This is a genomic window from Moorena sp. (genome assembly GCF_982860115.1).
Window position 1 is genome coordinate 57097 of sequence record NZ_CEYLVT010000011.1, and the last position, 12853, is coordinate 69949.

At 43.2% G+C, this 12853-nt stretch carries 8 protein-coding genes; 3 read left to right on the top strand and 5 right to left on the bottom strand.

Annotated features, from left to right (window positions below):
- Positions 1-209: 209 nt before the first annotated feature.
- From AC4II3_RS03695 to AC4II3_RS03705, 3 genes are all read right to left on the bottom strand, one after another.
- On the bottom strand, positions 210-5282 hold the full coding sequence (locus AC4II3_RS03695) for a WD40 domain-containing protein (RefSeq protein WP_488012186.1): 5073 nt from the start codon (positions 5280-5282) through the stop codon (positions 210-212).
- A complete protein-coding gene (locus AC4II3_RS03700) occupies positions 5261-6631 on the bottom strand; it encodes a P-loop NTPase family protein (RefSeq protein WP_488012188.1) in 1371 nt (456 codons plus the stop codon). The genes AC4II3_RS03695 and AC4II3_RS03700 overlap by 22 nt, the downstream gene beginning before the upstream one ends.
- Before the next feature lie 320 nt (positions 6632-6951).
- On the bottom strand, positions 6952-7470 hold the full coding sequence (locus AC4II3_RS03705) for an ureidoglycolate lyase (RefSeq protein WP_488012190.1): 519 nt from the start codon (positions 7468-7470) through the stop codon (positions 6952-6954).
- Positions 7471-7811: 341 nt separating this feature from the next.
- Between AC4II3_RS03705 and gntT the strand changes: the two genes are divergently transcribed.
- From gntT to AC4II3_RS03720, 3 genes are all read left to right on the top strand, one after another.
- A complete protein-coding gene (gene gntT / locus AC4II3_RS03710) occupies positions 7812-9131 on the top strand; it encodes a guanitoxin biosynthesis MATE family efflux transporter GntT (RefSeq protein WP_488012192.1) in 1320 nt (439 codons plus the stop codon).
- A 26-nt stretch (positions 9132-9157) separates the two neighbouring features.
- Positions 9158-9400, top strand: coding sequence for a hypothetical protein (locus AC4II3_RS03715; protein WP_488029188.1), 243 nt, complete (start codon positions 9158-9160; stop codon positions 9398-9400).
- A gap of 122 nt (positions 9401-9522) precedes the next feature.
- Positions 9523-11001, top strand: a complete 1479-nt coding sequence (locus tag AC4II3_RS03720) for a sodium-dependent transporter (RefSeq protein WP_488017146.1) — start codon at positions 9523-9525, stop codon at positions 10999-11001.
- Positions 11002-11205: 204 nt separating this feature from the next.
- On the opposite strand, the gene AC4II3_RS03725 is transcribed toward AC4II3_RS03720, so the two are convergent.
- Positions 11206-11466 carry a cyanobactin biosynthesis PatC/TenC/TruC family protein gene (locus AC4II3_RS03725; protein ID WP_488017145.1) on the bottom strand — a complete coding sequence of 87 codons (261 nt, stop codon included), beginning with the start codon at positions 11464-11466 and terminating at the stop codon, positions 11206-11208.
- Between the two features lie 148 nt (positions 11467-11614).
- On the bottom strand, positions 11615-11821 hold the full coding sequence (locus AC4II3_RS03730) for a cyanobactin biosynthesis system PatB/AcyB/McaB family protein (protein ID WP_488017143.1): 207 nt from the start codon (positions 11819-11821) through the stop codon (positions 11615-11617).
- Between the last annotated feature and the right edge of the window lie 1032 nt (positions 11822-12853).

Consider the following 12853-nt stretch of genomic DNA (forward strand, 5'->3'; position numbering starts at 1 on the left):
AAATTCTATCCTGGTAGCAAAATGGCAATTTTTTGTGATTGTTTTGTGATTAGTCATGATAGGATTAATTTTTAAGTAGTAACACTTAAATATTTAACACTACCTAACACTATTTAACCGTACTACTTAACACTTATTAAAATTGCCATAGTGGTCTGCCATCCCATTCCAGACTGCTTCTGACAGAATCAGGACTCAGCAGGGAACCACTAACGACACCAACGACGCTCCCTATTATTGACATTAGTATTGTGCTTTAGATAATCCTGCAGCCAATCGCAAGCAAGGGAGTGTAGTTGATCAGGATGTCTGATAGTCTCTAAATTCCATATAATTACTCTAGCAGATGAATCTGAAGAAGCAATAGTTTTGCCATCGGGACTAAAACTGAGGCTAACTACAGCATCATCATGATGGCCATAAAAGGTTTGAAGATGTTTACCTTTGGTGTTCCAAAGCTTGACAGTTTGGTCATCACTAGCCGTGGCAATGGTTTCACCATCGGGGCTAAACACCACACTCCACACGGTATTATCATGACCTTCAATAGATTTTAGTTCCTTACCATCACTAACATTCCAGAGTTTAACCGTCTTATCCCTGCTAGCAGAGGCCAGGGTTTTACCATCAGGGCTGAAACCGACACTGACAACCCAATTGTCATGACCATTAAGGTTTTGCAGTTCCTTGCCATCACTAACATTCCAGAGTTTGACGGTTTGGTCAAGACTAGCCGTAGCAATAGTCTCACCATCAGGACTGAATCTGACGCTATTTACCCAATTGGTATGACCAGTCAGAGTTCTAATCTCAATACCATTCTTATTCCAGAGTTTAACTGTGTTGTCCCGACTAGCCGTAGCGATAATTTTACCATCGGGACTGAAAGTGATACTCCTAACCACTTTCTCATGACCAGATAGGGTGTGCAGTAACTTACCATTCTTATCCCAGAGTTTGGCAGTCTTGTCTGCACTAGCGCTAGCAATAGTCTCACCATCAGGGCTGAAACTAACACCCCAAACCCAACCGGTATGACCAGTCAGAGTTCGCTGCAATTCACCGTTTAAGCTCCACAGTTGGATAGTGTTGTTCTTACTAGCGGTAGCAATAGTCTGACCGTCGGGGCTATAACTGACGCTGTAAACGGTATTCTCATCCCCTGTGGGAATAGGGAGTTCATTACCGTATCGACTCCAAAGTTTAACCGTTTTGTCAGCACTAGCGCTAGCAAGGGTCTGGCTGTCGGGGCTGAAATTAACGCTCCATACCGTATTTTCATGACCAGTAAGGGTTTCGAGTAGCTGGCCATTTCGATTCCAAAGTTTAACCGTGTTGTCAGCACTAGCGCTAGCAAGGGTCTGACCGTCCGGACTGAAACTGATGCTAGTCACAGTACTTTGATGAATTTCATGGTCATCCGTTCCCAAGGTCTGATACCGAGTACCGTCAAGTTTCCAGAGTTTGACAGTTTTATCCTTACTACCAGTAGCAATCAGTTTTCCGTCGGGACTGAAACTGACGCTGAAAACCGCATCGTCATGGTCTGTTATGGTTAGAGGCTTTCTGTTGTACAAGCCATTCCGGTTTCTACGCCAGAGTTTAACCGTGTTGTCAAAACTCCCGGTTGCCAGCACCTTGCTATCGGGGCTGAAACTAATACTGAGCACTGCTTTATCATGGGCTTTGAAGATTTGGGGTTTTTTGCCTTCCAGGCTCCAGATGATAACTCTGCCATCCTCGCTAGAAGCAGCAAGGCTTTTGCGATCAGGGCTAAAACGCACGCTCCAAACTAAATCATTATGCCCTGTCAGGGTTTGAATAAACTTACCATTCCGTTGCCAGACTTTAACAGTATTATCTTTACTAGCCGTGGCAATCAACTTGCCATCAGCACTGAAGGTAACACTCCTGATTTCATCGGTATGTTCATGCTTTCCTGCTAACGTGTAGAGTTGTTTGCCTTCCTTGGACCAGATTTTGACAGTTTCGTCGGAACTAGCTGTAGCAATTAGCTCACCGTCGGGACTGAAACTAACAGTGTTGACTGTATCAGTATGACCTTCTAAGTGGTTGCGCTCTCTAACCCCATAAAAGGCTTGCTGTAGAGAACTCATCGCTATATCCTTAGTGTCAGAGCTTACCCCAACTGACCACTTGAGTTTTTTTCCTGCCTCTAAGGCATCTTTTAGTGGATCTAGGGCATGACTATTGGAACCGTAAAGGGCTTCTGAGGATTTAATCAAAGCTGTGATTTCGTTGTTTCTAGCTTGAGCCCAAAATATAGCAGCAAAAACGGTTGAGATCGCTAACATAAAAACTACAGCAATGGAGCCGTTCAGTGCTATCTTCGACTTCTGTAACCGGGCTTGAGAGAGCCGATGTTGCTCTTGGACTTCCTTAAGTTTTGCGAGTAATTCGCTATCTTGCTGCTGGCGAATCACAGAAACTAGATAATCATGAACCAGTTGATAGCGGTTAACCGGACTTTCTCGTAAGAGCACCACTAATCCTGATTCGACTAGGATATTTAATACTAAATCTAACTGGTCTATTTTTTCTATTGCTAAATCTACTGCCAAGGCGTTTAAATCTTTTTCCAAATCCTGGCGGGTTTTAGGGGGGCGGGTGTTATTTTCTTCAGTTAGTAAATACAAGATCAATTCAGCAGCTTTTTCATTCTCGGAGCCACAATCTGCGAGCACTTCTTGCAGGTAACGTTGCACTAATTTTTCTTTAGGACCTTTTCTCCGATAATGAGCTAGGGTAGTAATTCCTTCAGTCTGTAGTTGAGCTCCTACAATTTGTAATTCAATGGGACGAACTTCGCCTTCACTGCTACCTAGTTCCTCCACTAACCTATTGACTAAGGCGTCTTCTAAATAAACTTGAGAGCGCTCGGTTAGACTGCGAATAATAGATTTAGCATCCTCTAGGGAGAAATTTCCTAAATAATAAAGAATATTTTTATCGAGAATGTTATTGTTGATTGGATAAAAGTTTTGATGACGAATTCCCTGCAACAAAAAGTACAAATCATTTTCTCTTAATGACAAGATTACCTTGACGAAAGGAATCTGAAGACACTCCCGGAAAAATTCAAAAAAGCGTTTTCTTTCCGTAGGATTGTCCCAAATAAAGAAAAACTCTTCAAACTGGTCAAAAATCAGCACCGTTAGCAAATTGCGGTGTTCATTTTGTCGCAATTTCTCTAAAAGGGTGGCTGGTTGCAGGTTAGTTTGGGTTGTTCGCCTTTGGCGTTCCCGTAGGGTAGGTTGCAGGTTAGTTTGGGTGGCTGGTTGCAGGTTAGAAGACGGCTGTGAACCTTGACCGTTCAATGGGTCAACTTTCAACACAGAAGACCCTTGACCGTTCAATGGGTCAACTTTCAACACAGAAGACCCTTGACCGTTCAACTGGTCAACTTTCAACGGAGAAGATGCTAAGGATTTCCAGACTTCCCTGACCCAATCGGTGTAAACCCTTACCAAAATTGGTACGACATCGCGGGTTCCAATTACCTTAGTTTTGAGAGTCGGGACTAATCCAGCTTCTAGCAGGGAACTCTTACCTACCCCTGACTGACCGTAAATCACTGTCAGTTTGTGCTGGGTGCTGCCAATACGTTCCACTAAGCGCTCTACATCGTTCTGACGTACAGAAGCAGTGATTTCCTCAGCAGGGGTTTCCTGCTCTAGGAGTAAGGTGGAACTTTGGCGTAAATGAGGTTTAAGGCGACCAGGTCCGATAAAGGCACGGAAACCGTACTGCTGCTCAACAGAGAATCGTTCTTGTTTGACCCGAAAGGCTTCTAGATACTGCTTTTGCCGGAAATAAAGCGTCCGCAATTTTTCCAAAATGCGAATATAAAGTTGTGGGGCATCCATTGGACCGGTTTCCTTAGCCCTTTCCAGGATAGTGATCGCCTCTTCCGAGAGACCCAAATGCCGCTTTGCTTGAGCCAGAAGCAGTAGATAGGACATCTGATATTCTCCGGAGGTATTAGTTAACCGTGTCAGGAGTTCTAACGCTTTCCTAGCTGCTTGCTGAGCGCCCATCCAACGGCAGTCTTGAAGGGCGACTGCAGCGATAAATCCATAATCTTGAGACAGTTGCAGTGCATTGCCATAGGTTCTGTGTAGTACCAGGGAGCGTTGCGCCAGACCTTGTAAGTCCTTCCAAGCTTCCAGTCGTTGTAGGGTTTCGCCAAGTTTAGTAATAAACTTGGCAATTAAATCTGGGCGTTTTGCTTGTTCAAATGTATCGATACACTTTTGAAAATACCCTCTGGCTGTGATCCAGTGGTGACGACTTTGGGATCGATTGAGTTCAGCCAAGCTCAGATAACACAAACCGATATGAAACAGCAGTAGCGCTTGACGTTCTAGTGGTGAAGGGGTGAGGGGTTGAGGGGGTGAAGGGGTGTAGTGAGCCTTCGACAACGTCCGGAGGTAAGGAGGTATTGGGGTAGTTCGACCCAGTCCGGAGGAGAAACTACTCTGCTGTTGGATTTCCTGTTGTTGTGTTTCCCAGCTCCTGAATTCCTGCTGCCAAAATACTAAACTTTGCTGATAATACTCTAAGGCCTGATCGATCTGACCATTAGTATAAGCTTCTCGACCAAGCACAAATGGCAAAGTGGCTTCTTGGGTTATGTCTAAGACATCTCCACGAGTTTGCAAATCCTTCAAAGCTGAGTCCAATTCTCGGCGATAGCTGGAACCCAAAATAGCGGTATTGGGTAGGAACTGATCCCCACCGGCATCCAAAATACGAGTAAATAAATAACTCTCTCGTTCTGCTAGAGCTTCAATTAATTGATTGGAGGAGAGGACAAAATTTGTGGTTGTTGCCCAACTCTCTAAATCCGGCACAGAGCGAATCAGCTTTTGCAGTACGTTGTCATTGACCCATAACACTAGAGGGAAGGGGCAATGCTTGCGAAACTCCTCTCGCACTTGGTTGGTAGTGATTAGTACTTGCTCCAGGTTGCTCAGGGAGTCTAAACCAAAGACCATCACGGCAGCTGGCTGTTGATCCCCTAGCTGCTCCAAGATAGTGGTGTAGAGACTCTTAACCGACTGGTTCAGGTATATTTCCTGGAACTCAATAGCACAAACTTGCCGCAACTTCCGCACAATGTAATCCTGTAAAGCTTCATAGTTGCGGCGGGCTAAAATCAGGGAAAACTCCCCTTGGGACGTCTCAATCGCCCAGGCGAGTTCCTGCATTGAATTCTTGTTGTAGGCATCCGCATCTTCTACGCGGTATAAGCTAGGCATGATTTGAATCCTTCCGCTTCTGCCAAAATGGGATTAACGTCAAACCAAGACCCATCTTGGTCTCGGTACTCATAGACGAACATGCTGCGGATCAAGACTTGGTAACCTTCATCTCCAACTACCTTCTTGTGTTTAGCAACATGACACAATAATTCCCACTCATCGTCTGAGATGGGTAGGGTTAGTTCATTGCGCCGGTCTCGAATTACAGTTTCTAACATGCCTTGAGACAGAGGTAATCGTCTTTCTTTCTTGATCCAGGTACTGAGGAACCGAAGCAAATTTCGCACATGACCCCCGCTAGCGTAACACAGGCGGTCTAAAGTGTCAGGGGAGTCGAACACCTCTTTTACTCTAGCAAGACGCGACCCAGGCTCTAAATCAGGGAAGGCTCTCGCCATTACCATTTCTCGCAGCAGAGCCATGCCCTGTTCATGGGGAGTGCCATCTCGTAACCTTACCGGTACCATTGGTAACACTTTGGGATCTACTACAAAGCGTTGAGTCAAGGCACTATAGTCATTAGAAAATCGTAGCGCTAGGGGCATGGTGTAGACCACATGACAGTGTAACCCCTTTAACTGCGCTCCGCGATCCACAAATAGATATTCCGGCTGATAACGTCCCCAAGGCTTCTGGGAAGCGTCCACCCGATCTAGGTTATCTACAATTACCACTAGCCCTTGTTTCCCCACTTGTTGGAGGTTTGCGATCGCAGGTTCGAGCAACTCTTGGTTAATCACTTCTAACAACCGATTGGTTTGAGGTTCGAGATATTGCCGTAACCGACTGCGCAGATCCGGGCTATCCTTAGCCTTAGCGGTAATCTCACCAATCCCAACGGCTAGGGAAACCGCCCCCTCCGTGTCTACTCCAACCTCACCAATCCCAGGAACTCCTACCCGACCGCTTAATTCAATTTCAGTGAGCAATAGTTTAGCCGCACCTGCCAGTAATTTTTTAAAGCCTTTCGGTTCACCTAGCTTAATTTTGTCTAAGCTTTCACTGACGCGACGGGCAATAGCGAGTAAAATGTCACCAACATCTACATCTCCCATTTCCAAGTCTTGAGAAGACTCAAAATAGACCACGTGAAAGTCAGCTTCTTCCAATTCGGCTTTCAACCGCAGTAATTCCGTAGATTTACCACAACCAATATGTCCAGTAAATAGCTCACAGGTCGGCTCATCCATGGAGAAGAAGGTGATATTGTCCTTCAACTCTTCAATGATCTTGCCCCCTCGCACTGAGGAAAAATCGATATAATAATTACGGTCTTCAGGCTGTTCTACCGTTAAGGTTTTGCTGGGATTACAGGCTTTATAGAATTTTTGGATGTTTACTGTCATAGGTTTCCTTTTTTATTAGTCATTACTCATATCTGACACCAAGTTAACAATTTACCTGTTAAGGTAGGGAATCGGGAATCGGGAATCGGGAATCGGGAATCGGGAACAGGGAAAAGTCATCAGATTTTATTATTTCATAACTGATTCGATATCCAATACTATTAGTCATTAGTTACTTTTGCTTATTTTTTTTATTATGTTGTGACTAATTATGGGATTATGATTTACTTGTTATTACCCACTCCAGTTTATCAGTTACTCTAGGTATCTGCGTAGGAATTGTGAGAATTTTTGAGGCCATTTTCCCTACTCCCTACTCCCTACTCCCTACTCCCTACTCCCTTTGCTATAACAATTTCAAACTGTAACTGATGGCTGTCTAGAAAATCATGGGTAAAATGATCGACGACATTGGTATCAGCAAGTTCCAAATTGTAGAAATCTATAAATTCTTGGTCAAAATAGGGACCAGCATGCCAAGTTCCTACTTCTAATTTAATAAAGCAGTTACCTGGAATCCGAAAAGCCGCAATATCTTCTAAAACTGGTTGGTCATCCTGAGTGGGAGGAGCTACAGCCATGAACCAGTCTTTGCCTTCTAGAGAACCGAGACACTGAGTACATTGGACGTGGCGAGTAATTTTATCAAACTTACGACCGTTGTGGTGTAGCCGCATGACATAAAACCGGGATGTCCCATTTTCCAGGTTTAACTGAGCATCATCTTGATCATAGGGTTTGCCATCTTCACTGGCAAAGATGACTTGGCCGTAGGGCTGAAAGTTCTCTGATGTCACCCATTCCGCGTGTAGTTTTTGAATCGTCTTGACTTTACTCATGCTTAGTTTCCGCCGTCAGTAGTTAAAAATTAACAGCTTATTGATTTTAGCTTGTGCAAGTGCCTTGCTGTTAATCTGGCAACTAGTCTTTACTCTTTTTATATGATATCCTTTATAGGGTATTTTTTTTAAATCATTAAATCAATCATCAGTTTTATCTTTATGGTTAGGTTCAGCGTACATTCTTTATATTATAGTCGATTAATCTATCTCTATTAATATCTAACTATAAAAATAGTATTGGGTATAAGATTTAATCAAGCCACTAATCTGACTTAATAAAAAAGGTTAAAAACCCTTTATTTTACCCTTAAAACTGCACTAACTATTAAGGTTAACTGATGACTTTTACGTCCTCAAATCAAGACAATGTGCTCTATCGCTTCTGGAAATTGGCGATCATCAATATTCTGTCTAATCTGACGGTACCTCTTGCGGGTTTAATCAGCGTGGCTTTCTTAGGTCATTTAGATCAAATCCGCCACTTAGCTGGAGTCGTACTCGCCACTATCCTGTTTAACTTCATCTACAAAAGTTTGGGGTTTTTACGGATGGGAACTACTGGGGTAACCGCTCAAGCCGTTGGACGAAATGACCGAGAGACGATGTTGCTGGTGGGACTTCGTAATGGCTTAATTGCTCTGATTTTAGGTGTACTTATCTTAAGTTTACAGTATCCTCTCAGAGAGGTTGGATTTGCGCTGTTAAGTGCTACACCAGATGTCAAATTTTCTGGTATTGCCTATTTTAATGCTCGAATTTGGGGAGCTCCTGCAACATTACTCAATTTCGTACTGATTGGTTGGTTTCTCGGTAGAGAAATGAGTGGTAAGGTGTTGCTGCTGTCAATTATCGGTAACTGCGCTAATATAGTTTGCGATTATTTCACTATTATTCGGTGGGGTTGGGAAAGCACTGGCGCTGGATTATCCGTAGCAGTTAGTCAATACGTGATGGTTTTAGTGGGACTAGTTTTAGTGACGCGAGAAATCCAGTGGCAAGAGCTAATATCAGTAGCGAGGCGAATTTGGAACTTGTCGGAGATAAAAGCTACTTTTACGCTAAATAGCAATCTTTTTATTAGAACCTTGGCGATTATTTTTACCTTGTCTATTTTTACCAATATGAGCTCAGCTTTAGGTACCACAATCTTGGCAGAAAATGCTTTAATATTAGAGGTGTTCATGCTGGCTGCTTATTTTATTGATGGATTGGCATTTGCTACTGAAACTCTGACGGGTAATTTACAAGGTCAGGGAGCAAAAGAGCAGTTAGTCCCGTTATTGAAAATGGCTGGAGGAAGCTGTTTGCTATTAGGAATTAACCTTGCTTTCCTGTTTATGCTGTTTCCCCAGACACTCTTTGGCCTGTTAACAAACCACACTGAGGTGATCGAATCGATTACTCTCTATATTCCTTGGTTACTGCTGGTATTAGGATTTGGTTCCATTGCGTTTATGCTGGATGGTTATTTTCTGGGCTTAGCCGCAGGACAAACCTTACGTAATTCTACCGTAATCGCCTTGGTGGTGGGATTTGCACCTATGGCTGTGGCGTCTTGGCAGTTTCAAAGTGTTCATCTTCTTTGGTTAGCGTTATCCTTGTTTATGGCAGGAAGAGCGATAATACTGGGCGTAAAGTTACCAAGCACGTTGAATTGAAATATAGAATTTTTCAATTAGGTGAGGTGCATTTTTTTTTGGTTTTAGGGAATAGGGAACAGGGAACAGGAAACAGGGAACAGGGAATAGCGATCCGCTGCATCAATATAGGAAATCAACGTCAAAGAAGACTCTATATTATAACTGCGAGAAACGCTATAAAAGTTTCTCATAGTAATGAGATACAGATAATTTTTTTCCTCTTCCCTACTCCCTACTCCCTACTCCCTACTCCCTACTCCCTACTCCCTACTCCCTACTCCCTGTGATGGAATAAGCAAAGCCATGGCAAGAATTTAAAGAAGTATGAAGTATCAAGGATTAATTGTAAAGGATGAAGTATGAAGGATGAAGTATGAAGGGTGAACTATCAAGATAGAGGGAATTGTAGATGGCTCGTCAACGTTGGGCTTCGAGAACAGTATTTCTCCTCGCAGCAGTAGGTTCTGCAGTTGGCTTAGGGAATGTGTGGCGCTTTCCCTACCTAGCTGGGAAATACGGTGGGGGAGCATTTCTAGTCCCTTACCTGATCGCTTTAGTCCTAATTGGGGTTCCACTGTTGATGCTGGAATTTGCGGTAGGACAAAAAATGCAACGGGGAGCCATAGGCTCATTTAGGAAATTACACCCCAATTTCGGCAGTCTCGGTCTGTTTGCCCTGATGTCAGCCTTTATCATTGTCTCCTATTATGCAGTTGTGATGGGCTGGAGCTTGATTTACTTTCTGGCATCCTTTGGGGTCAAGTGGTCCAGTGATGCTAAAAGCTACTTCTTTGATAGTGTTCTGCAAATCAGCGATGGGGTCAACGTATTAGGTGGTATCAACTGGCCAATCTTATGGTCTCTAGTTGTAGTCTGGGTCTTGATTTATTTCTGTGTTTGGAAAGGCACGACCAGTGTGGGCAAAGTCGTTGTCTACAGCGTGCCACTTCCAATTATTTTACTGGGAGTATTGCTATTACGAGCAGTAACGTTACCAGGTTTCTTCAATGGCTGGAAACTGTATCTTACTCCAGTTTGGAGTGCATTAGTTGACCCGGAAGTCTGGACAGCTGCATTCTCACAAATTTTCTTTACCTTATCTCTGGGATTTGGAATTATGGTGACTTATGCTAGCTACAAAAACTCAGAGGATGATATTGCTAAAGATACCTGGTTAACTGCCTTAATCAACAGTGCTATCAGCTTATTTGCAGGCTTTGTGGTGTTCGGAATCTTGGGATATATGGCAGGAGTTACCAACAGCCCCTTGGCAGAGCTGGCGGCTTCTGGTCCTGGTCTAGCGTTTGTGGTTTTCCCGGAAGCTTTAAGCTTGATGCCCTTGCCTTGGCTATTCAGTCTGCTGTTTTTTGTGATGCTGCTTTCCCTAGGTATCGACAGCGCCTTTTCCCTAGTAGAAGCTTTGAATGCGACTATCCTGGACAAACAACAACAAGGAAATGTTGCTAAGGTTTCAATTGGGGTTTGTTTAGGGGGATTTATTGCTGGAATTATTTACACTACCAGAGCTGGATTATACATTTTAGATATTGTAGATCATTTTGTTACTAACTATAACTTGATGTTGGTAGCTATTTTCCAATCTATCCTAGTGGGATGGTTGTATGGTGCTGAAAAGCTACGACGATACATGAACCAAGTTAGTGATTGGACGGTTGGTAAATGGTGGAATTTTTCTATAAAATACCTGATCCCTATGGCTTTAGTCGCTTTGCTAGCAACCCAGTTTTCTAAAGATATTAGGACTCCCTATGAAGGATACCCAGCCTGGGCTTTAGGAATTGGCTGGGCAATCGTGTTTTTGCCATTACTTATTTTCCTGTCTTTGCTGGTCACAGACAAAACATTGATCAATGGGAGAACCGATTAATTTGGCTCTTCCGTACTTGTTATGCTAAATTAACACTTTGAGGAAGGAAGCAGGAAGTAGGGACTGAGGCCGTTGGCCACGCTACGGGAACGGAGCAGTGGAAAGAGGCAGTATTTAGAATTAGCATAGCAGGTACTGAAGAACCGTGAAATTTTAGTCGGACGCAAGAAACAACCCTGCTATCCTTATCCCCTCATCCCCTGATTAAGCCCAAATGCGTCCCCGACGGAAAGGGGTGTCATTGTTTGGCTTCTGGTCTTTAAACATAACTTTCCACCGTGCATAATCTTCTAGACCAGTAGCAAGTAACACTGATTTCTTTTCTTCATTAACCTCTGGTTGAACAGATGGAGAAGCAACCTCTGGTTGAACAGATGGAGAAGCAGCAGCAGCTTGTGCTTTTGGCTTCGCTTGGGTTTTTCTGCGACGACCGCGTCTGGGAGTTTTAGTTTCTTCTTCTGGCATAATTGTTTCTTAGTGTTTCTTATGGTTTATGACATCTATTTAACCGTAAGCATTCAGCTATCAGCTATCAGCTATCAGCTATCAGCAATCAGCTATCAGCTATCAGCTATCAGCATATGCTAACCCTTGACCTAGGGGCAGGACCACATCAATACCATCCGCCCCAGCCAGAGGATTTGAGTTGCTGATAACTAGGGTAAGCAAAGGGTGCTGGGTCATTGTAATTAGCACCATGGGTCAAGTCCATGCGAATAGTCACCAAGTCTTCGCCTCGACCATGAACTACATCCACTGCCCGATAGGGTTGAATCAGATCCGGTCTTTTCACTGGTGCTACTTGTTTGGGTAATCTCATCAAACACTCCTTTTGGGGTCAGTAGTGCTATAATACGAAAATTATTTCTTTGGTAGCAAGTTATTTTTTGTTTCCATTTGGGTTTTTCTGAACTGTATGCTTCCCTCTCGGTCAAGAAAATATCCTCTGGGAGGGTGAAGCACTTTTATTGGCATTTTTCAGGTTAATCAATAATTTAAGTTAGACCCGACGGGGTACCAAGCAGCCTTGTTAGCTTGATTGGGAGTAGGGTGTGGGGTTTAATAAAATGTACCTAATTTGTCCTTAAAAATCATCAAGACAGGAAATCAGTGTCAAAGAATACTAGACCTCTCCAAAAAACAAGTTTATGATCTAATAATAGAATATTAAACAATTTGATGGACATCATGAACCATGAGCTACACTTGGGATTACATAAAAAAAATCCTAAACAAACCCAACAATTGCGCTTGAATCAATTATGACCAACTATCTCAACTTATAGAACAAGCTAAGTTATTACATCGTCAACATCAGATAGTGGAGCCTTTATAGTTAGCAGGTTATGCAGAAAAGGGTTAAATATTTTTTAATAAGGCTCCACTATCTTACGGTAACTTGGCCTATGGCCACGCTTGGCCTATGGCCACGCCAAAGGCGAACGCGAACAAACCATGAGCAACTGCCGTGGGTTCCCCCACTCGCGCTTTTCATCAAGACAAGGATCCTTAGTATTACAAGTAACAAAATCCCCATAAATGGCTGATAAAATTGAGGTTATATCTACTCATAGTTTTGGCGCTAAATTAACATCAATAGTCTCATAAAGCCTATTTTAGCGTTAACTCAACGTAAAATTGACTTGGTGAATTTGGGTTCTGAAAACCAGTTACTGAGATACTTTCAAGTTTTTGGAGAGGTCTTTAGGATATACATTCGTGAATAACCCGCTGTGGCTTAAGGCCATCTCATATCCTTGCCTAGTTTCTGTAACCACAGGCTTATGTTTACTATAGGTGCGGCTTGTTCCTGCTAGGAGCCTCTAGCAATTAGAGGGGTATGAGTAGGGGA